At 64.5% G+C, this 20,356-nt stretch carries 16 protein-coding genes; 7 read left to right on the forward strand and 9 right to left on the reverse strand.

The features are described from left to right. Positions 1-6: 6 nt before the first annotated feature. Both ilvB and QCE62_RS26900 read right to left on the reverse strand, forming a co-directional pair. The gene (gene ilvB, locus QCE62_RS26895; RefSeq protein WP_309925070.1) at positions 7-1,869 is read right to left on the reverse strand and encodes a biosynthetic-type acetolactate synthase large subunit; all 1,863 of its coding nucleotides are present in this window, start codon (positions 1,867-1,869) and stop codon (positions 7-9) included. Between the two features lie 7 nt (positions 1,870-1,876). Further along, on the reverse strand, positions 1,877-4,681 hold the full coding sequence (locus QCE62_RS26900) for a 2-oxoglutarate dehydrogenase E1 component (RefSeq protein WP_309925073.1): 2,805 nt from the start codon (positions 4,679-4,681) through the stop codon (positions 1,877-1,879). A 322-nt stretch (positions 4,682-5,003) separates the two neighbouring features. On the opposite strand from QCE62_RS26900, the gene QCE62_RS26905 reads away from it, so the two are divergent. After that, positions 5,004-6,044, forward strand: coding sequence for a GlxA family transcriptional regulator (locus QCE62_RS26905; protein WP_309925074.1), 1,041 nt, complete (start codon positions 5,004-5,006; stop codon positions 6,042-6,044). Between the two features lie 2 nt (positions 6,045-6,046). After that, positions 6,047-6,559, forward strand: coding sequence for a G/U mismatch-specific DNA glycosylase (mug, locus tag QCE62_RS26910; RefSeq protein ID WP_409017918.1), 513 nt, complete (start codon positions 6,047-6,049; stop codon positions 6,557-6,559). Positions 6,560-6,570: 11 nt separating this feature from the next. Here mug and QCE62_RS26915 read toward each other — a convergent pair whose 3' ends face one another. Then, positions 6,571-7,500 carry a LysR family transcriptional regulator gene (locus QCE62_RS26915; RefSeq protein ID WP_309925077.1) on the reverse strand — a complete coding sequence of 310 codons (930 nt, stop codon included), beginning with the start codon at positions 7,498-7,500 and terminating at the stop codon, positions 6,571-6,573. 271 nt (positions 7,501-7,771) lie between these two features. Between QCE62_RS26915 and QCE62_RS26920 the strand changes: the two genes are divergently transcribed. The 4 genes from QCE62_RS26920 to QCE62_RS26935 are packed head-to-tail and all read left to right on the forward strand — an operon-like array spanning position 7,772 to position 12,632. Continuing rightward, a complete protein-coding gene (locus tag QCE62_RS26920; protein ID WP_309925080.1) occupies positions 7,772-8,443 on the forward strand; it encodes an antibiotic biosynthesis monooxygenase in 672 nt (223 codons plus the stop codon). After that, entirely contained in the window at positions 8,440-10,002 is a 1,563-nt protein-coding gene (locus tag QCE62_RS26925) for an MFS transporter (RefSeq protein ID WP_309925083.1), read from the forward strand. The genes QCE62_RS26920 and QCE62_RS26925 overlap by 4 nt, the downstream gene beginning before the upstream one ends. Positions 10,003-10,014: 12 nt before the next feature. Further along, on the forward strand, positions 10,015-11,097 hold the full coding sequence (locus QCE62_RS26930; protein ID WP_309925085.1) for an HlyD family secretion protein: 1,083 nt from the start codon (positions 10,015-10,017) through the stop codon (positions 11,095-11,097). After that, positions 11,094-12,632 carry an efflux transporter outer membrane subunit gene (locus tag QCE62_RS26935; protein ID WP_309925087.1) on the forward strand — a complete coding sequence of 513 codons (1,539 nt, stop codon included), beginning with the start codon at positions 11,094-11,096 and terminating at the stop codon, positions 12,630-12,632. Before QCE62_RS26930 ends, QCE62_RS26935 begins: the two co-directional genes overlap by 4 nt. A gap of 66 nt (positions 12,633-12,698) precedes the next feature. On the opposite strand, the gene QCE62_RS26940 is transcribed toward QCE62_RS26935, so the two are convergent. The 6 genes from QCE62_RS26940 to QCE62_RS26965 form a co-directional block, all read right to left on the reverse strand. After that, entirely contained in the window at positions 12,699-12,899 is a 201-nt protein-coding gene (locus tag QCE62_RS26940; protein WP_309925089.1) for a copper chaperone, read from the reverse strand. Between the two features lie 71 nt (positions 12,900-12,970). Next, positions 12,971-14,524, reverse strand: a complete 1,554-nt coding sequence (locus tag QCE62_RS26945; protein ID WP_309925091.1) for a DHA2 family efflux MFS transporter permease subunit — start codon at positions 14,522-14,524, stop codon at positions 12,971-12,973. Between the two features lie 58 nt (positions 14,525-14,582). Next, on the reverse strand, positions 14,583-15,776 hold the full coding sequence (locus tag QCE62_RS26950; protein WP_309925093.1) for an HlyD family efflux transporter periplasmic adaptor subunit: 1,194 nt from the start codon (positions 15,774-15,776) through the stop codon (positions 14,583-14,585). 31 nt (positions 15,777-15,807) lie between these two features. Then, the gene (locus QCE62_RS26955; RefSeq protein WP_309925095.1) at positions 15,808-17,277 is read right to left on the reverse strand and encodes an efflux transporter outer membrane subunit; all 1,470 of its coding nucleotides are present in this window, start codon (positions 17,275-17,277) and stop codon (positions 15,808-15,810) included. 57 nt (positions 17,278-17,334) lie between these two features. Further along, on the reverse strand, positions 17,335-17,772 hold the full coding sequence (locus tag QCE62_RS26960) for a MarR family transcriptional regulator (protein ID WP_309925096.1): 438 nt from the start codon (positions 17,770-17,772) through the stop codon (positions 17,335-17,337). 119 nt (positions 17,773-17,891) lie between these two features. Continuing rightward, positions 17,892-18,446: a DUF4863 family protein gene (locus QCE62_RS26965; RefSeq protein ID WP_309925340.1), complete on the reverse strand. Its 555-nt coding sequence runs from the start codon at positions 18,444-18,446 to the stop codon at positions 17,892-17,894. A 330-nt stretch (positions 18,447-18,776) separates the two neighbouring features. Here QCE62_RS26965 and QCE62_RS26970 point away from each other — a divergent pair, with 330 nt between their 5' ends. Next, complete coding sequence (locus QCE62_RS26970; RefSeq protein ID WP_309925098.1) at positions 18,777-20,351, forward strand: MFS transporter; 1,575 nt, start codon at positions 18,777-18,779, stop codon at positions 20,349-20,351. Positions 20,352-20,356 lie beyond the last annotated feature (5 nt).

Here is a 20,356-nt window from a genome sequence, read left to right on the forward strand (position 1 = left end):
TCCGCGTCAGAACATGTCGCTGGGAGCGCCAGCCGCGATGCTCCCGGAACGCGCCTCCGGATCCGAGCGCGACGGAATGAACGGGCCCGTAATCATGGCTTCATAGGTCTGCCCTGGACCGACCATCGGAAACACATCGGCATTTTCGTCGATCATCACTTCGAGGAACGCGGGACCGTCGAAGGTCACGAAGGCTCTGAGCCTGTCTTCCAATTCATCCTCCCGCTCGACGCGACACGCAAACTCGAAGCCATCCGCCTGCGCCGCCAGCACGAAGTCCTTGCGATGCAGCGCCTTGTCGCTCACGGACATTCGACCGTCGTAGAACAGGCGTTGCCACTGCCGAATCATGCCGTCGCCGCGATTGTTGAGCAGCAGCACCTTCACCGGCACGCCATAAGTGCTCGCCGTCTCCAGTTCGCCCATGTTCATGCGGATGCTGCCGTCGCCGTCGATATCGATCACCAGCGCGTCCGGCCGCGCAAACTGGGCGCCGATGGCAGCAGGCAGGCCGAAGCCCATCGTCCCCATGCTGCCCGAGGTGAGGAAACTGCGCGGCTTGACGAAGTCAAAGAACTGCGCAGCCCACATCTGATGCTGCCCGACACCCGTGCTGATGATCGCGCGCCCGCCCGTGATCTCGCCGAGCATTTCGATCACGCGCTGCGGTTGGAGCGCCGGATTGCTCCTGTCGTAGTTCATTCCGTGCTCGCGCCGCAGCGCATCAACGTGCGCGGCCCAGGCGGACGCCGGACGCGTAGCCGGACCGCCCGACATGAGGGCCAGCAGCGCATCCTTCGCGTCGCCGACGTGACTCCATTCCACGCGCCTGACCTTGTTGATCTCGGCTTCATCGATATCGATATGCGCGACTGCATGCGCCTTCGACGCGAATGCTTCCGGCCGCCCACCCGCCACGCGGTCATCGAAACGCGCGCCCACGGCGATCAGGAAATCGCAGTCCTCGACCGCATAGTTGGCGCACGCCGCACCGTGCATGCCGAGCATGCCGAGGTTCAGCTCATGGCGCGCCGGCAGGTTTCCGAGGCCCATCAACGTGGTGACGACAGGAATGCGGTAACGCTCGGCGAACTGGCGCAGTTCGGCGCTCGCACCCGACGCGATGACGCCGCCGCCCGCATACAACAGCGGCCGCTGGCTGCGCGCGAGAAGCGCGAAGAACGCGGCGCGCTTTTCATCGTCGAGCCGCGCGCCCTTCGCGACCAGCCGAAGCCGGTCCGAATAGCCGCGATAGTGCAAGGTGCCGTGTCCGCGCCAGGCGCCCTTCCAGTTCTGCACGTCCTTCGGCACGTCGATCACGACGGGCCCGGGTCTGCCCGCGCGCGCAATTTCGAAGGCCGTCCGCAGGGTTTCTTCCAGCTTCGCCGGATCGGTGACGAGGAAGACCTGCTTCGCACACGCCGACATGATGTTGAACACCGGCGCTTCCTGAAACGCGTCCGTGCCGATGGCCGCGCGCGGCACCTGTCCGCAGATCAGCACGACGGGCACGGAGTCGCCGTTGCAATCGGCGATCGGTGTGACGGCGTTGGTCGCGCCCGGCCCGGACGTCACCATGAAGACGCCCACCTTCCCGCTGGCCCGTGCATAGCCCGCGGCCATGAAGCCGGCGGCCTGTTCGTTGGCGGGCACGACGAGCTTGATCTGCCGCTCGGGTTGGTCCGCATGCGTTTCGTTGAAGCGAAACACCGCGTCATAGGTCGGAAGGATCGCGCCGCCGCTGTAGCCGAACAAGGTATCGACACCTTCTTCAGCGAGCACGCGCAGGATGATGTCGGCGCCTGATATGAGTTCGCCGTCGCCTTGCACGGGCTCGATCGGGCGCTTCACTGCTGGATTACGAGTCATGTCAGTCTCACTTCGTGAATGCGTGGGTCAGCGCATCCGCTTGTCTTGCCACGTGCGTGGCGTGATGCCCCGGCGCGGTCGATGCCGACGCGTCCGGCCCGACATACGACAGTGCAGCGCCCGAAGGCAGAAGCTCGCGCAACTGCGGTTCGGCATAGCTCCATGCGCCCTGATTGCGCGCTTCTTCCTGACACCAGAACACGCGCTTCACGTTCGGGTAACGCGCAAGCTGCGCGGCGATCGCTGCGGCTGGAAACGGATACAGCTGTTCGACGCGTATCACGCGTGCATCGTCGATGCCGTGCTTGCGGCGATAATCGATCAGGTCGTAGTAGAACTTTCCCGACGTCACGATGACGCGTTCGACCTGTGCGTCATGCGCTGCATCGGCATGGGCGTGGGCGTCAGGCAGCACTTCCCGGAACTTGCCTTGCGACAACTCATCCAGCGTGCTCACGGCTTCCGCATGCCTGAGCAGCGACTTGGGCGTCATCACGACCAGCGGCCTGGCGTCGAACGCAAGCGCCTGCATGCGCAGCAGATGGAACAACTGCGCGGGGGTCGTCGGCTGAACTACGCGCATGTTGTCCTGTGCGCTCAGTTGCAGGTAGCGTTCGAGCCGCGCCGATGCATGCTCCGGCCCGGCGCCTTCCTGACCATGCGGCAGGAACAGCGTCAGTCGGCTGCGTTGCCCCCACTTCGCCGCGGCCGCCGCGATGAACTGATCAATCACCACCTGCGCGCCGTTCGCGAAATCGCCGAACTGCGCTTCCCAGATCACGAGCGCATCGCGCTTCACCGTCGAGTAGCCGTATTCGAACGCAAGCACGGCCGCCTCGGACAGGATGCTGTTCGTTACCGTGAAGCGGCCTTGCACGTCGTGCACGTGATCGAGCGGAATGAACACGCCATCGGCGCGTTGCGTGCGCTTCTGGTTATGCAGCACCGCATGCCGATGATTGAACGTACCGCGCGCGCTGTCCTGTCCGCTCAGGCGCACGTCGATCCCCTTTCCGAGCAGCGACGCGAAGGCAAGATGCTCTCCCATGCCCCAGTCGACGCCCTTCTTGCCGCTCGCCATGTCACGCCGCGCGGCCATCATCTTGTTGACGAGCGGATGAAGCTCGTAACCCTCCGGCACGCTGGCGATGCGCCGTGCCCAGACGCCCACTAGCTCTCGCGTCGGGGCCTGGTAGCGGTCGAGCTTGCCCACGCCCGCTTCAGCTTCAACAGGAAGCGAATCGCCGCCACGCGCGCCGTCGAACGACGCGCGCTGCGCATCGACATAGGCATCGACCTGCTCGGGCGTCATCACGTGTTGCCGGATCAGCGTCTGCGCATAGAGCGTCCGCACGCCCGGATGCGCGGCGATCGCGCGATACATCAGCGGCTGCGTGATGGCCGGCGTGTCCTGTTCCTGATGCCCATGCTTGCGGAAACACACGAGATCGATCACGACACTGCGCCTGAACTGCGTCCGATAGTCGAGCGCAAGATGCACGGCCAGCGCCACAGCTTCGGGATCGTCGCCGTTGACGTGAAGCACCGGCGCCTCGATCATCTTGACGATATCCGTCGCGTAGAACGACGAACGCGTATCACGCGGATCGGACGTCGTGAAGCCGATCTGATTGTTCACCACGACATGCACCGTTCCGCCCGTGCCGTGGCCGCGCGTGTAAGACAGGCTCAAGGTTTCCATCACCACGCCTTGTCCCGACATCGCCGCGTCGCCGTGGATTTCCACCGGCAGCACGCTGCCGGTGTGGTTCGGGCCGAGTGCGTCGGCCTTGGCGCGCGCCATGCCCTGCACCACCGGATTGACGATCTCCAGATGCGACGGATTGAACGCCAGCACGACTTCCACCGGACCCTGCGCGGTTTGCGTCACGGTGCTGTAACCCTTGTGATACTTGACGTCGCCTTCGGGGAGCGGGTCCGCGTGCTTGCCGTCGAATTCATCGAACAACGCATGCACGGGCTTGCCCGCGATGTTCACCAGCACGTTCAGCCGTCCGCGATGCGCCATGCCCATGACGACCGAATGCACGTTCTTCGCGGCGCCATAGCGGACGAGTTCGTCGAGCAAGACGATCAACGCTTCGCCGCCTTCCAGCGAGAAGCGCTTCTGTCCGACGAACTGCGTGTGCAGATACTTTTCGAGTCCTTCCGCCGCGGTGAGGCGTTCGAGAAAGCGGTGTTTCTCCTCGCGCGAAAACGAGGGCGCGGCGCGCGACGATTCGAGCCGCATCTGCCACCAACGCCGCTCGTTGGCATCGGAAAGATGCATGAACTCCGCGCCCAGCGTGCCCGTATAGGTTTGCTCCAGCGCCGTCACGATCTCGGCGAGGGTCGCGTCTTCGTCGAAGAAGTACGTGTCCGCGGTGCTGAAGCGCGTGGACATGTCGGCCGCCGTGAGACCGTAGTATGCAGGCGTGAGCTCCGGCAGCGCGCGCTGCGGCTCCCGTCGCAACGGGTCGAGACTGGCGCGGCGCGTCCCGATGGTCCGGAACGCAGTGACCAGCGATTGCACGGCCACCTGTTTCCGCGCGAGCGCGAGCGCGCCGTCGGCTTGCACGGCAACCGGCTGCGGATGCCGCGCGAGTTCGACGAAGCCGGAAACGACCGGCGCATGCGGTTCGTCATCGCGGTCGCTGCCGTCGACGGCGGGCGTTTCGCGCAAAGCGTCGAAATAGCCGCGCCATTCGTCCGTCACCGAGGCCGGCTCGGCAAGATAGCGTTCATACTGCTCTTCCACGTAAGGCGCGTTGGCGCCGAACAGGAACGAGTTCTGGCGTTGTTCGATCAACATGATGGATGTCCTTCTTGCCTCTACGGCGTGGGGGCGCTCAAGCCGCTGCACGCCGTGGTTCATCGGAGACAGACCTGTCTACCTCATGAGATGAAGTCTAGTCAGCCGCGTCGTCAAGAGGACGCGCTTCTGGCGCCGTGGCGGGCCAAACGGCGTCGAATTCGGGCCACGCCGGCGCGAGCGCCTTGCGGAAGGCATGAAACGCGCTTGTTACACGGACGCAAAAGTCATTTACCGGACAAGGTGTCACTCGCGCGCGAGGGCTGGGATAGAGTGGGGCAATCGGTCTAAGTTGATCGCTTTTCCTCAGGAAGGTCAGGGCATGAAAGTCGCCATAGTTCTGTTCGACGGTGTGCAGGCACTCGACGTTGCCGGCCCGCTCGACGTGTTCGCGGAAGCCACTACGCATCTCCCCGCGGACCAGCAATATGAAGTCTCGCTGGTCGGACGCGAGGCGGGCCTGGTCACCTGTTCCAATGGCATGCAACTGGTCGTGCCGGTCGGCTATCTCGACTCGGATGTCCAATACGACCTGTTGCTCGTGGCCGGCGGCCCGCAGCTGCCCGACTGGAATCCGCCTGCCGACTTCCTCGCCTGGCTGCGCAGGCAGACGCGGGGCGCGGCCCGCTTCGGCGCCGTGTGTAACGGCGCTTTCGTGCTGGGCCATGCCGGCCTGCTCGACGGCAAGCAGGTCACCACGCATTGGGCCGACGCGGGACGCCTCGCCCGAACCTTCCCGCAAGCGCGCGTGCAGCAGGACAAGATCTTCATGCGCGACGAACAGCTCTTCACATCGGCGGGTGTGTCGGCGGGCATCGACCTGTGTCTTGCGCTGGTCGCCGAAGACTGGGGCCACGAACACGCGATGCGCGTGGCGCGACGCCTCGTCGTCTATATCCAGCGCGAAGGCGGACAGTCGCAGTACAGCCCGTATCTCGCCGAGGTCACGGAGGAAGCGCCGATCATCGCCCGGGTGCATCGTTATGTGACCGAGCATATCGCCGATGCGCTTTCCATCGAGCAACTGGCCAACGCGGTATCGGTGAGCCGCCGGACTTTTTCCCGCGTGTTCGCCCGGTATGCGCAGGTCACGCCTTCGGCGTTTGTTGAACAGGTGCGCGTCGATACCGCGAGAAAGCGTCTCGAATCGAGCGACGCACCCCTCAAGACCATCGCGTTCGAATGCGGCTTCCATAGCGCGACGCACATGCGCACCACCTTCGCCCGTCGTCTGAACGTCACGCCGAAGCAGTATCGTGCGCGCTTCCGGGACGCGCCCATGGCTCAGCACATATCGGCCCGTTCCGATGTGACCGGCTCGGTCTCGTTGCCCGAACTGGAAGAACTGGCGGAGGCCGCATAAGCTTGCCAACGATCCAGCCGCTCCCGGACATACTCGAACCCGGACTGAACGTCGTGTTCTGCGGCATCAATCCGGGCATGCTCGCCGCAGCGACGGGACAGCACTTCGCCGGCCGGGGCAACCGCTTCTGGCGCACGCTTCATCTCGCCGGCTTCACGCCCGAGTTGCTGCGCCCCGAAGACGGGCGCGCGATCCTTCAATACGGATACGGACTCACGACCGCTGTCGAGCGCCCGACTGCGCGTGCAGACGGTTTGTCGCGCGCCGAGATCGCAAGTGCGGCGGCATCGTTCGAACTGAAGATGCGCAGCCTCGCTCCCCAAACCATCGCGTTCCTCGGCAAGATGGCGCTGTCCGCCATGACCGGTCAGCGTGATATCTCGTGGGGCTCGCAACAGCACGGTATCGGCGGCGCACGCGTCTGGGTGCTGCCCAATCCCAGCGGCCTGAATCGCGCATTCAGCCTCGATGCGCTCGTGCGCGCCTATCGCGAGCTGCGTCTCGCCGTGGAATAGCCGAGGGACGTTCAGCGTCGCGCGGCCATCGTCCTGGCCACGCATTGCAGATGCGCGTTGCCGCGCAACTCGTCGGTCACGAATTCGAGGAACGCGCGAATCTTTCCGCTCGCGCCCCGGCGCTCCACATGCAGCAGACTCACCGGCACCGGATCGGGCTCGAAGGCCGACAGGACCGGTGCCAGCGTATGGCCGAGCACTTCCGGCGCCGCCTGATAGGAAAAGAGTTGCGTGATGCCCACGCCGTCGCTGGCAGCAGCGATGGCGGCGGGCGCGAGATCGACGATCATGCGCGGCTGGAGACGCACCGGCAGGCGTGCGCCGCGCTCGGCGAACACCCATTCCAGAGGATGCGTCACACCGGTATAGGACACGCAGTCGTGCTGCGTCAGTTCGCGCGGATGCAGCGGTTCTCCGCGCTCCTTCAGATAAGCAGGCGACGCATAAGTCCTGCGCCTCACGAAACCGAGCGGCACGGCAAACGTCGTCGAGTCGCCGAGATGTCCGATGCGAATCGCGACATCGACGCCTTCTTCCAGCAGCCGCGTCGTGCGGTCGACATACACCGCGTTGATGGTGATGTCCGGATAGCGCTTCGCAAACGCGTTGATCAGCGGCGCCACGAAGCGCTGGCCGAACAGCACGGGTGCCGACACGGTCAACGTGCCGACCGGCCTGACGTGCCACGCACCGAGGCGCGCTTCCGCATCCGCGAGGGCATCGAGCACCTGGCGGCATGCATCGAGGTAGTCGATGCCCGCATCGGTGGGACGCACCGAGCGCGTCGTGCGCGCGAGCAGTTGCGCGCCGGTGCGCGCCTCGAGTGAATTCAGCGCCCGCGATACCGCGGCCGTCGACAACCCCAACCGTTCCGACGCACTGGTAAAGCCACCGCTATCCACGATGGCGACAAAGACTTCCATCTCACGCAACCTGTCCATTTCATTTCCTACGCCGCGAACATCCGCTTCTGAATTCTAGGCGGCGATGCACGACGCGTGAGCGCCCTTGCAGCGCGTTGGCCTGATTCAAGAACGGATTGGCCTATGGAGAGCACAGGACGTGAGCGGATATTCGACGCCGGTCGCCATGGCCCGAGCCGCACACTCATTGTCCCGATTCCGGCGCAGCCCGGACTTCAACCACGCAAGTTGCTCGCCGACAATTCAGCCACCCCTAAGCACATCGCAACCGAACCAAGGAAGAGCCGTCATGTTCTCTGCAATGCTGGAAGTCAATCCCTATCGCGATCAGTTCGACGCCTATCTCGGCATGGCGAACATGCTGCGCCCCGAACTGCAGAAGATCGACGGCTTCGTCGACAACACACGTTACGCAAGCCTCACGCGCGAGGGCTGGCTGCTGTCGCTGTCGAGCTGGCGCGATGAAAAGGCGCTGGTGCGCTGGCGCACGACGAGCCGCCATCACAAGATCCAGGAAGCGGCGCGCGACCGGGTGTTCGAGGACTATCGGCTGCGCATCGGCCAGACGGTCGCGGACTCGCAGATTCCGGACGGACACGTTCTGCTCGAACAACGTCTGGATGTGACCGAGGTCGGCGCGAAGGCAGTGACGCTGCACGATGCAAGCCGCAAGCCGGACTGGGTCAAGGAAGCCGGTGCGCAGGCGGTCGCGGCATCGCTGGGCCTCGATATCGCCGCGCCCGGTCTCATCACATGGGATGTCTTCGATGCGCTGCTCACGCCGGGCGATGTCATCGCGATAGCAACATGGCGCGACCAGGCCGCCGCCGATGCCTACGCACGCGAAGCCGCGCTCCCGAGCGACGTTCGTTCCCGCCAGATTCGCGTGATTCGTGAATACGGCATGTTCGACCGCCGCGAGGCGCCGCAATATTTCGAAGAGGCGCATCGAAAGGCATGAGCACGGCAGAGCATTCCATCGCCGCCGCACAGCCGCATGCAAAGAGTGCCGCGCTCTCGCCTCGTCTCGCCACGGGGCTGGCCGGCATGCTGCTCGCGTCCCTGCTGGCGATCCTGAACGAACAGGTCACGGCGATCGCCATGATTGACGTTCAGGGCGCGCTGTCCATCGGTCACGACGACGGCACATGGCTCACCACGCTCTTCGAAGCGGCCAACGTTGCCACGATGGTTTTCGCGCCCTGGTTCGGCATGACCTTCACGCTCAAGCGCTTCACGATCGGCGCGGTGCTGGCCACGATGTTCTTCGGCGTGCTGTGTCCGTTCGCACCGAACCTGGCTTCGTTGTACGCGTTGCGCGTGTTGCAGGGGATTGCGGGCGGCTGTCTGCCGCCGATGCTGATCATCGTCGCGCTGCGCTATCTGCCGCCGAAGGTCAAGCTGTACGGCCTCGCCGGCTATGCGATGACGGCGACCTTCGGGCCGGCCTTGGGCACCCCGCTCGCCGCGCTGTGGACCGAGTACGTCAACTGGAAGATGGCGTTCTGGCAGATCGTCCCGCTGGGCGCGCTCGCGTGCACGGCAATCCAGTACGGCCTTCCCGCCGATGCACTGAAACTCGACCGTCTGCGCGCCTTCAACTGGACCGGCTTCTTCACCGGCGCCCCCGCCGTTGCGATGCTCGTAACGGGTCTGCTGCAAGGCGAGCGGCTGGACTGGTTCGAATCGGATGTGATCTGCGCGATGTTCATCGGCGGCGGTGCGCTGCTTGCCGTGTTCCTCGTGAACGAATGGTTTCATCCGCTTCCGTTCTTCAAGCTCCAGCTTCTGTCGCGCCGGAACTTCATGCACGGTCTTTCGACGCTCGCCGGCGCGGTGATCCTGCTGGTCGGCGTCGCCGCGATCCCGGGGCAGTACCTCGCGCGCATCCATGCTTACCGGCCGCTGCAAACCGCGCCGCTTTCCCTGCTGGTGGCGTTGCCGCTGCTGGTCGCGTTGCCGTTGACGGCGGCGGTGCTGAACATGAAGCGGGTCGATTCCCGCTGGGTCATGGCGACCGGACTCACGCTGATGGCCGCAACCTGCCTGATGGGCAGCTCGATGACCTCCGAATGGATCCGCGACAACTTCTACCTGCTGCAAGCCTTGCAGATCGCCGCGCAGCCCATGCTGATCCTCGCCATCCTGATGGGCGTCACCACCGGCCTGCCGCCGACGGAAGGCCCGTTCGCCTCGGCCATGTTCAACTCGCTGAAGACCTTCTCCGCCGCCGTGGCGACCGCGCTCATCGAAGGGCTCGGCACCGCGCGCGAACACTATCACTCGAACGTGCTGGTGGATCAGATCGGCAATCGTTCGCTGGTCGCGAATCAGGGCCTCGATGCCGCCGGCGGCCTCGGCGCACTCGCGCATCGCGTGCATGAGCAGGCGCAGGTGCTGACGTCCGCCGATCTTTATCGCGTCATGGCCTGCATTGCCATTGCGTTGCTGTTACTCATTCCGGTGTTACCCGTGCGCATCTATCCGCCGTGGAGCGCGACACCGCCCTCTCCACGCTAAGGGACGTCTGTCATGTCATCCTCAACCCTTTCCCAAACCCGTTCCCGTTCCGTTCGTATCGCCGTGCCGGTGGTTGCGCTCGCGGTTGTCGCAGGCCTGGGCTTCCGGCTGTCGTCTGATTCAAACACCGAATCCACCAACGATGCCTATGTGCAGGCCGATTTCACCCTCGTCGCGCCGCGTATCGCCGGTCAGATCGCCGATGTCCTGGTGCAGGACAATCAGACCGTCAAGGCGGGGCAACTGCTGCTGCGTATCGACGACCGTGATTTCCACGCCGCCCTGATGAGCGCCCAGGCGGATGTCGTCGCGGCCCACGCCGCCGTTGCGAACTTCGATGCCGAAATCGCGCGGCATCCCTCGCTGGTCGACCAGGCGCGCGCCACGCTGCGCTCCGATCACGCCGCCATCGACTTCGCGCGCGCCAATGCATCGCGCTATCAGAGCCTTTCGGAAAACGGCGCGGGCACGACGCAGGAACAGCAGCGCGCATCGAGCACGCTGGCGCAGCAACTCGCGCAACAGGCCCGCGACCGCGCCGCGCTCAGCACGACCGAGCAGAATCTCGCCGTACTGCATTCGCAGCGCGACAAGGCAGCCGGTGCGCTCGCGCGTGCCGAAGCCGCGCTGGAACAGGCCACGCTGAACCTGTCGTACGCGGAGATCCACGCGCCCGTCGATGGCAAGGTGGGACGCCGCTCGGCGCGCGTCGGCGCGTTCGTGACGCCCGGCGCGCCGGTGCTGGCCATCGTGCCGTTGCGGGACGCCTATGTCGTCGCCAACTTCCAGGAGAACCAGATCACGCGGATGCGGCCCGGCGAGAGCGTGCGCATCAAGGTGGACAGCGTTCCGGGCCGCGTCATCACGGGCCATGTGGAGAGCCTTGCGCCCGCGACCGGCGTGAGCTTCGCGCCCATCGCGCCCGACAACGCCACCGGCAACTTCACGAAGATCGTCCAGCGGGTGCCGGTCAGGATCGCGATCGATCGTCCGCAGGAAGCCGCCGATGCGTTGAGCGTGGGCTTGTCGGTGGAAGCGGAGGTGTCGGTGGGCAGGCAGCGTGAAGCGCTCGCTCTTGGAGGTGACGCCAGATGAACCCGAATGACATGCCGCTGCGCACGCTGGCGCTCGCCGTCCTTGCAAGCTTCGTGATAACAGGATGCACGGTTGGCCCTGATTTCGAAGCGCCGAAAACCACTACACCTGACGTGTTGGAACGAACGCACAACGCACAGGCCCCAAGCAAGCCCGTGCAGGCCGACTTCAATCCCGACTGGTGGACGCTGTTCGACGACCCGGTGCTGAACGCACTGCAACAGCGTCTCGCCGATGCCAACCTCGACGTGGCCGCGGCATCCGCGCGCTTGCGGCAGAGTCGCGCCGCACAGCGCGTGGCCGGCGCGGCCGCGCTGCCGACCCTCGATGGCGCGGCGTCTTACAACCGCGAGCGCGGCAGCGAGACCGGCGTGCTGTCGCTGCTGGGCGTCACGCCGACGCAAACCCAGCCGCAATCGGCATCGGGCAGCGCGCCGCTCGGCGTGGCGGGCATGCCCGGGTCGAAAGGCTCGCCTGCCTACGATCTCTATCAGGCAGGTTTCGATGCATCGTGGGAACTCGACATCTGGGGCCGCGTGCGGCGCGGCGTCGAAGCGGCGGGTGCGTTGTCGGAGGCGTCGTTCGAGGACCGCAATGCCATCCTGCTGTCGGCGCGCGCGGAACTGGCGCGCGATTACATCGACTTGCGCGACACCGAGTCGCTGCTCGACATCGCCCGGCAGAATCTGAACATTGCCCGCGATGCAGTCAGGCTCACGCAGATCCGGGTGCGCGAGGGCGTCACGACGGACCTCGATGTCGCCAATGCATCGGCGCAGATGGAGACCATCGAAAGCCTGATTCCGACGCTCGAAGCACGGCGCGATACCACCATCAACGCAATCGGCGTACTGCTCGGCGAACAGCCCGGCGCCTTGCGCGACGTACTCGCCGAAGCGCGGGACTTGCCGAAGCTGCCTGAACAGGTGCCGGTCGGCTTTCCGTCGGAACTTGCGCGACGGCGTCCGGACATCAGGAAGGCCGAGGCGCAACTGCATGCGGCGACCGCTTCCATCGGCATGGCGAAAGCGGACTTCTATCCGCGCATTTCGCTCAATGGCAGCGCGGGTTTCCAGAGCCTGCAACTCTCCAGTCTCGCCGATTGGGCGTCGGGACAATTTGTTGTCGGGCCGTCGATCACGTTTCCGATCTTCGAGGGCGGACGGCTCAAAGGCACCTTGCAATTGCGCGAAGCGCAACAGGCGGAAGCCGCAATCGTCTTCAAGCGCACCGTGCTCGAAGCCTGGCGCGAAGTGGACGATGCACTACTGGTCTACGATGCCGAGCAGCGCCGGCGCGAACGGCTCGCGTCCGTGGTGAGCCTCAACCAGCGCGCGCTTTCCGTGGCGGAGCAGCGTTACAAGGCCGGCGCGCTCGACTATCTCGACGTGCTCAACGTGCAGAAGCAATTGCTGGACGCGCAGAGCAATCTGGAACGCAGCAAGGCGACGGCCGCCGAGAATCTGATCACGCTGTGCAAGTCGCTGGGCGGCGGGTGGGAAACGACTTACGATCATCGTTTCGCCAGTCGTTGAGGGATCTGGCACGCCGCGCGTGCCATCCTTGTTGCTTCGTGCGCCCGGGCGGATCGCACCGCCACGCTACGCCTCAAGAATCTTCACGTCATAGTCTTCGTCCACAAACGCGACGATGAACTCCTCCGGCATCAGCCACGAATCGACGCTGACCGTCTTCGCGCCGATATCGACCTGGACCTGCGCGTCGGCATCGACGGTACGCATCGCGCGTTCGAGTGCGGCGATGTCTTCGGAATGGATCTCCTGCTTGACCGAGAATTTCATGATGTTGCTCCAGTGTTGGAAGGATCAGTTGAATCGTCCGCATGGCGGATCCTTGAATCGAAACCGGGAACTCAGTGACCACCTGCGCCCGCGGCGCCCGCGCCCGCGCCCTTGCCCGGCTTCGTCAGCCAGATCAGCGGCACGATCGTGATGAAGATCACCCCGGACAACCAGAAGATGTCGTTCAGGCCGAGCATCGCGGCTTGCGTCGTCAGCGAGCGTTCGAAGAACGCCAGCGCCTGCACTGGGCTTCCGCCCAGCGCGCGTTGGACCGAACTGATCGCATCGACGAACGTCGGGTTGTGGACGCTCGCCTGCTCGGCGAGTTGCGAGTGATGCAGGATCGTGCGGTCGTTCCAGCCCGTGGTCGCGAGCGAGGTACCGACCGCGCCCGCGAACACGCGCGCGAAGTTCGACAGACCCGCCGCCGCCGGAATCTTCGAAGGCGGCAAGCCCGACAGGATGATGGCCGTCAGCGGCACGAAGAACAGCGCGGTGGGAATGCCTTGCAGCAGGGTCGGCACAACGAGCGTCCAGGTATCGACGCCGGTCGTGTAGTGCGAACGCATGAAGAACACGGCGGCGAAGCCGAGGAACGCCAGCGTGGCGAGCACGCGCGCGTCGGAGCGCGGCATCAGCTTGCCCATGACCGGCGCGAGGATCACCGCGAAGATGCCGAGCGGCGCGGTGGCAAGGCCGGCATCCACGGAACGGTAGTCGAGATATTCCTGCATCCATTGCGGCAGCAGCACGAGGTTCGAGAAGAACACCGCATAGGCGACGGAAATCGCCACCGTCCCGCCCAGGAAATTGCGCCCCATGAAGAGCGTGATGTCGACCACCGGGTTCTTCTCCGTCAGTTCCCAGATGAGGAAGAACACGAAGCTGATAAGCGCGAACACGCCGAGCGCAACAATCACCGGCGAATTGAACCAGTCCAGATCCTTGCCCTTGTCGAGCATGATCTGCAAGGAGGCAACCCATGCGATCAGCGACAGCAGCCCGACCTTGTCGATGGGTATGCGCTTCACCGGCGTCTCGCGTTCGCGATAGATCGCCCAGGTCACGCCCGCCGCGAACAGCCCGACCGGAATGTTGATGTAGAAGATCCACGACCACGAATAGCTGTCCGTGATCCAGCCGCCGAGCGCTGGTCCGGCAATGGGCCCGACCGTTGCCGTCATCGCCCAGAGCGCGAGCGCGGTCGAGCTCTTCTCCTTCGGATAGGAGGCCAGCAGGATGGCCTGCGACATCGGGATCAGCGGGCCGGCCACGGCGCCTTGCAGAATGCGCGCGGCAAGCAGCACCGGCAGGTTCGGCGCGATGCCGCACAACCACGACGAAATGACGAACAGGACGATCGCCCAGACGAACAGCCTGATCTGTCCGACGCGCTGCGTGAGCCAGCCGGTCAGCGGAATCGAGATGGCATTGGCCGCGGCGAACAGCGTGATGACCCACGTGCCTTCATCGACGGACACGCCGAGATTGCCCGCGATGGTCGGAATCGCCACATTGGCGATCGACGAGTCGAGCACGTTCATGAAGGTCGCGAGCGCCACCGCGAGTGTGGCGAGGACGAGCTTGCCGCCTTGCAGCGGAGCGGGTTGAGATGTCGGGTTCATTGCATAACCTGTCTTGTCTGTCACTGACCTGTCAGATAACTAGCTACAGAAAAGTGCGTCAGCGCGACGTCACGTTGTCCGCGATGATCCGCTCGATCTCCGCGTCCGCTTCCTCGCCGTAGCGGCTGAAGACATCGGTCTTGTATGACGTCGTCGTGGCCGCGCCGAGTTGCGTACCGGACCGGTCGCGCGTTTCGACTTCCGTCTGCATCGAGAGGCCGATGCGCAGCGGGTGGGCGTTCAGTTCACGCTGATCGAGCCGGATCCGCACCGGCAGGCGTTGCACGACCTTGATCCAGTTGCCGGTCGCGTTCTGCGCAGGCAGCACTGCGAAGGCCGCGCCCGTGCCCGCCGAGAACCCTTCGACGTGACCGTGGTACTTCACTTTCGAGCCGTAGGCGTCCGCCGTGAGCGTCACCGGCTGGCCGATGCGCATGTGCGCGAGCTGCACTTCCTTGAAGTTGGCATCGACCCAGACGCCGTCGAGCGGCACGATCGCCATCAGCGGCGCGCCGGGCGCGACGCGTTGACCCACTTGCACCGAACGGCGCGCGACATAGCCGGTGACCGGCGCGGGCAGTGTGTTGCGTGCGTACGCCAGCCACGCGTCGCGCACTTTCGTGGCTGCGGCCTGCACGTTCGGATGTTGCGCGATGGAGGTGCGGTCGGTCAGCGCGTGATTTGCTTCGGATTGCTGGCGCGCGGCGTCGAGCGCAGCCTGTGCGGCGCTCACTGCATCGCGCGCATGGGCGACGTCTTCGCCCGACACTGCACCGGTTTCGGCAATCGAGATACGCCGCTTCAGGTCCGCCTGCGCGCGCGTGAGATCGGACTGGCGCTGGGCAATCGTCGCCCCGTAGTACGCGTTGTTGACGTACAGACTGCTCACTTGCCGCACCGTCTGTGCAAGGTTCGCCTCGGCGTTGCCGAGCGCGACCTTGGCGTCGGCGGCGTCGAGCGTGACGACGGGCGCGCCCTGATGCACGATCTGCGTGTCGTCTGCGTTCACGGCGATCACGGTGCCGCTCACTTCAGGCGTCAGTTGCACGAGATTGCCGCTGACATAGGCGTCGTCGGTGGCTTCGAAGAAGCGGCCCGTGGTGACGTAATAGCCGCCCCACCCTGCACCCGCCACGGTCACCGTCGCGGCAAGCAGCGTGAGCAGCAGCTTGCGCTTGCTGCGCGGTGTTGTGTCGGCGGCGGAGGCGGATCGTTCCGTCTCGCCGCGTTCCTTGATGATGGTGTCGCTCATGTCCCTGCTCCTCTACTGTTCAAGATCTCGCTCAGCGTGCGGCGATGGCGTCCGCCTGCGTGTCCGTATAGCCGCCGCCCAATGCGGCCGCGAGTGCGATCTGCTGATCGCGCCGGTCCATCTTCAGGTCGGCGACCGCGCGTTCGGCCGCGAGCGCGTTGGTTTCGGCGTTCAGCACGGTCAGCTGGTTCGTCAGCCCCGCGCGGTACTGCGTGAGCGCAAGCTGCTGCGCACTGCGCGCCGCCTCTTGTGCATGAGTGGCGTCGATAAGTTGCGCATCGGTCGAGCGAATCTGCGACAGATCGGTCGCGACATCGCTCAGCGCCGTGACGAGCGTCTGGTTATAAGTGGCCACCGCGTAGTCGAAGTCGGCATAACGGCCCTTCAACTGCGCGCGCAAAGCGCCGCCGTCGAAGATGGGCAGATGAATCGCCGGTCCCGCCGACATCGTGCGGCTCGCCGCCGTCAGCAGTCGGCCGAAGCCGAACGCATCAAGCCCGAGCGACGCGCTCAGGTTGATGTCCGGATAGAACTCGGCCTTTGCTTCCTTGATGTCGTGCGTCATCGAGTCGACACGCCAGCGCGCCGCGACGAGATCGGGGCGACGGCTCACCAGGTCGGCGGGCAGATTACCGGGCAAACGCACTTCATCGCCGATGCCGAGACGCGGACGTTCGATCGACAGCCCGCGATCCGGACCCTTCCCCAGCAGCGCCGCAATCTGATAGCGCGTGGCGAGGATACGGCCATCGAGCGCCGAGAGCGTGGCGCGACTGGTCGCGAGATCGGCGTCCGCCGTCTTGCGCTCGACTTCGGTATCGAGCCCGTTGGCAATGCGGCCCGCCGTGATCCGCACGATCTGCTCGCGCTGAAGCACCTCGCCCTTCACGATGTCACGCAACGCATAGAGCCGCGCAAGCTGGTTGTAAGCGCGTGCAATCGACGTATCGAGCGCGAGTCGCACCGCCTCGGCGTCCGCCTGGCTGGCCTGCACCTGCGATACGGCGGCGCGCAAAGCCTCACGATTCTTGCCCCACAGATCGAGTTCGTAGGAGGCGGACAGCAGCCCCTTGTTCTCGGATTGCCACGACCCCGCATATGGTGGCGGCACGAGCGCGTTCTCCGAATAGCGTTGACGCGTCCACGAATACGACGCGCCGACTTGCGGCAGCGTGTTGGCCTTCGCGGTTTCGCTATACGCCGATGCCGCCGCGATGCGCGCACGCGCCTGTTCCAGTGTCGGACTGCCTGCAAGCGCTTCGGCGAGCAACGCATGCAATTGCGCGTCGCCGAATTGATCGGCCCAGTCGGGCGCGGGCCAGCGGCCATTGTCGGCGGGAAGGCTCTGCTCCGTCGCGTAGCTCTGCGGCTTTGCCATCTCCTCGTCGCCATGGATGCCCGCGTAATTCGCGCACGCCGCCAGCATGGCAGCGAACGTCAGCGTGATACTGGTCTGCACTGCCCGCGAAACAAAGCGGGCACGATTCGATTGCATGAACATTTTCTGACCTGTCAGATAATTGCGCAAAAAAAAGCACGAACGCACAGCGTCGCGTGTTCAGTCTTCAAGAAACTTGCTCAACAGACGGCGCAGTTCGTTGAATTCGGCGCGCGTGAATTTTCTCAGACGTTTATTGAGGACGGCCGGCGCGATATGCGGCAGTTCATCGGCGATCTTTTCGCCCTCGGGCGTCAGCGTGAGATTGACGACGCGACGGTCTTCCAGACTGCGCGAGCGTTGCAGCAACTCCCGCGCTTCGAGCTTGTCGAGCATGCGCGTCATCAGGCCGGTGTCGATGCCCAGCAGTTTTGAAAGTTCGAACGGCGTCTGCGTCACGCCGCCGCGCATGGACATGAGAATGCCCATTTGCTGCGTGGTGATGCCGAGGTCTTTCAACGCCGCGTCCAACTCCGCGACCAGCAGGTTGCGCGCCTTGTTGACGGCAAAGCCGACGCTCTGGGTCAGCGTGAAGTTCTTGTGCGAGTAGTGGTCCATGGAGATGCTCCGCTGCAGCCAACGTCATTGGACTCTACTTTACTGCAAAGTCAGATTTTGAATAAGTCTGTTTTTGGAATGCTCTTTTGCAGAAGCGCCATGGGCCGGGCGCGACGCGCTTACGGTTGTAGTGAACCGCCGAAGGTAATGCGACCCGCTGGAAGAAAGGTCAGCGAGATCACCGCGCCGCCCTTGACCTCCGGGAAATGGCGGCTTCCAGGGTCCGGCGAGGTCCAGCCGCCGTGACACCAGCCGTCGAGACCGCGGAGCGCGGCGCCTTCGTTAAGCGGGAACACCATGTTGAACTCGCCGTAGGGATGCGCGTGATAGTGCCCTCGGACGCTGTCTTCCGGATTGCCCTGCGTGTTGCCGGTGCTGTCCATCAGCACGACCGTCACACTGAAGAAGAAAGTCTTCTCGCAAGGCGCACTGAGCAAGGAACGGCGATAGCGCGGCCCATCGATCTCGAGGTTTGCTGCCCAGCCCTCTTGTACGCCGCGCTTCACTCCTTGCGCGATCTCCTGATAAAGCGCGCTCTGCACGCTCAATTCGCCGTTGAGCCAATGCTCGACCTCCGCGCTTGCGGTCTTGTCCTTGATTCTCTCGAGCAAGGTGATGAGTCGCGCGAGCAATGCTTCCTGCGGCGGGGGCGCATCGTGTCTTGTTCCGGGCATGGCGATCGGGTTCTCATTCGAAGTCGGCTCCGGATGAAAGCACGGATCGTCTTCGACAGGTACACGATGGCCAGAAGCTGCACGCGATTGGCCAGGAAACACCCTGTCCTTACGGATGACGAAGGTCTGCACGCAAACTGCAACCGCAATTTTCCGCGCGTACACTCGACGCAGCCGAGCCTGACAAGCACGCGTCAGCGCAATATTGCGCGCTCGACCGGGTGCATTAGCAGCATGAAAAAGAGGTTTCGTTCTCCCGGACCCACGATGCCGTGATGCGTGGTCCCGGCATGCGATGTCTGACCGAGCACGCGCAACAGGTCAACCTTCATGATTACCACCGACGTCCACGACAACAGCCGCGCCATCGCGGCCGCCCCCGCGCCGCAAGCTCCGGGGCTGTCGTTGCGCGTTGCGGTGGGGCTGATCGGCATGCTGCTGGCTTCATTGCTCGCGATCCTGAACGAACAGGTCACGGCGGTCGCCATGGTGGATGTCCAGGGCGCCTTGTCCATCGGATATGACGACGGCACCTGGCTCACCACCTTGTTCGAAGCGGCCAACGTCGCCACGATGATCTTCGCACCGTGGTTCGGCATCACGTTCACGCTCAAGCGCTTCACGACAGGCGCCGTGCTCGCCACGATGCTCTTCGGCTTCCTGTGTCCGTTCGCCCCGTCGCTGACGGCGCTATACGTTCTGCGCATCCTGCAGGGGATCTCGGGCGGCTGCCTGCCGCCCATGCTGATCATCGTCGCGTTGCGCTATCTTCCGCCGCAAATCAAGCTATACGGACTCGCCGGCTACGCGCTGACCGCGACCTTCGGACCGGCGCTCGGCACACCGCTCGCCGCGCTGTGGACCGAGTACGTCAGCTGGCAGATGGTGTTCTGGCAGATCCTGCCGCTGGGCCTGGTGAGCTGCATCGCGATCGTGTGGGGACTTCCCGAAGATGCGCCGAAGCTCGAACGCTTCCGCTCATTCAACTGGATCGGCCTGCTCACAGGGTTGCCGGCAGCGGCCATGCTCGTGATCGCGCTCTTGCAGGGCGATCGTCTCGACTGGCTCGAATCCGGTTTTATCTGCGCAATGTTTATCGGCGGCAGCGTGCTGCTCGTGGCGTTCCTGATCAACGAGTATTTCCAGCCGATGCCCTTCTTCAAGCTGCAACTCCTTCAACGCCGCAACTTTACACATGGTCTGGTCACGCTCGCCGGCGCCGTCACGCTGCTGGTCGGCGTGGCAGCGATTCCCGGGCAGTTCCTGGCCCGCGTGCACGACTATCGCGCGTTGCAGTCCGCGCCGCTCTCGCTGCTCGTGGCGCTGCCCTTGTTGATCGTGCTCCCGCTCACGGCTGCCACACTCAATCTGCGGCGCGTCGACGTGCGCTGGGTGTTGTCGCTCGGCCTGCTGTTCATGATCGCCACATGCGCGATGGGCAGCGCCATGACGTCCGAATGGATCCGCGACAACTTCTACTGGTTGCAGTCGCTGCAGATCATGGCCCAGCCGATGGTCATTCTCTCCATCCTGATGGGCGTCACCACCGGCTTGCCGCCGACGGAAGGCCCCTTCGCGTCCGCGATGTTCAACACCGTCAAGACCTTTTCAGCCGCCGTGGCGACCGGTCTCATAGAAGGGCTGGGCACCGCCCGCGAGCGCTTTCATTCGAACCTCCTCGTGGATCAGCTCGGCAATCGCGCGCTCGTGACCAGCCAGAGCATCGACGCGACGCACGGCATCGGCGAACTCGCGCATCGCGTGCATGAGCAGGCGCTCGTGCTGGCATCGGCCGATCTGTATCGCGTCATGGCGTGCGTCGCCGTCGCGTTGCTCGTGCTGGTTCCCATCTTGCCCGTGCGAATACACCCGCCCTGGTACGTGAAGCCGACACCCTCCCAATAAGGGAC

The sequence above is a fragment of the Caballeronia sp. LZ033 genome, from assembly GCF_031451265.1.
Taxonomy (GTDB): domain Bacteria; phylum Pseudomonadota; class Gammaproteobacteria; order Burkholderiales; family Burkholderiaceae; genus Caballeronia.

Excerpts from the sequence above, each read along its gene's own strand:
- ilvB (WP_309925070.1), bottom strand. The coding sequence starts at position 1,869 with ATGACTCGTAATCCAGCAGTGAAGCGCCCGATCGAGCCCGTGCAAGGC.
- QCE62_RS26900 (WP_309925073.1), bottom strand. The coding sequence starts at position 4,681 with ATGTTGATCGAACAACGCCAGAACTCGTTCCTGTTCGGCGCCAACGCG.
- QCE62_RS26905 (WP_309925074.1), top strand. The coding sequence starts at position 5,004 with ATGAAAGTCGCCATAGTTCTGTTCGACGGTGTGCAGGCACTCGACGTT.
- QCE62_RS26915 (WP_309925077.1), bottom strand. The coding sequence starts at position 7,500 with ATGGACAGGTTGCGTGAGATGGAAGTCTTTGTCGCCATCGTGGATAGC.
- QCE62_RS26920 (WP_309925080.1), top strand. The coding sequence starts at position 7,772 with ATGTTCTCTGCAATGCTGGAAGTCAATCCCTATCGCGATCAGTTCGAC.
- QCE62_RS26925 (WP_309925083.1), top strand. The coding sequence starts at position 8,440 with ATGAGCACGGCAGAGCATTCCATCGCCGCCGCACAGCCGCATGCAAAG.
- QCE62_RS26930 (WP_309925085.1), top strand. The coding sequence starts at position 10,015 with ATGTCATCCTCAACCCTTTCCCAAACCCGTTCCCGTTCCGTTCGTATC.
- QCE62_RS26935 (WP_309925087.1), top strand. The coding sequence starts at position 11,094 with ATGAACCCGAATGACATGCCGCTGCGCACGCTGGCGCTCGCCGTCCTT.
- QCE62_RS26940 (WP_309925089.1), bottom strand. The coding sequence starts at position 12,899 with ATGAAATTCTCGGTCAAGCAGGAGATCCATTCCGAAGACATCGCCGCA.
- QCE62_RS26945 (WP_309925091.1), bottom strand. The coding sequence starts at position 14,524 with ATGAACCCGACATCTCAACCCGCTCCGCTGCAAGGCGGCAAGCTCGTC.
- QCE62_RS26950 (WP_309925093.1), bottom strand. The coding sequence starts at position 15,776 with ATGAGCGACACCATCATCAAGGAACGCGGCGAGACGGAACGATCCGCC.
- QCE62_RS26955 (WP_309925095.1), bottom strand. The coding sequence starts at position 17,277 with ATGTTCATGCAATCGAATCGTGCCCGCTTTGTTTCGCGGGCAGTGCAG.
- QCE62_RS26960 (WP_309925096.1), bottom strand. The coding sequence starts at position 17,772 with ATGGACCACTACTCGCACAAGAACTTCACGCTGACCCAGAGCGTCGGC.
- QCE62_RS26965 (WP_309925340.1), bottom strand. The coding sequence starts at position 18,446 with ATGCCCGGAACAAGACACGATGCGCCCCCGCCGCAGGAAGCATTGCTC.
- QCE62_RS26970 (WP_309925098.1), top strand. The coding sequence starts at position 18,777 with ATGATTACCACCGACGTCCACGACAACAGCCGCGCCATCGCGGCCGCC.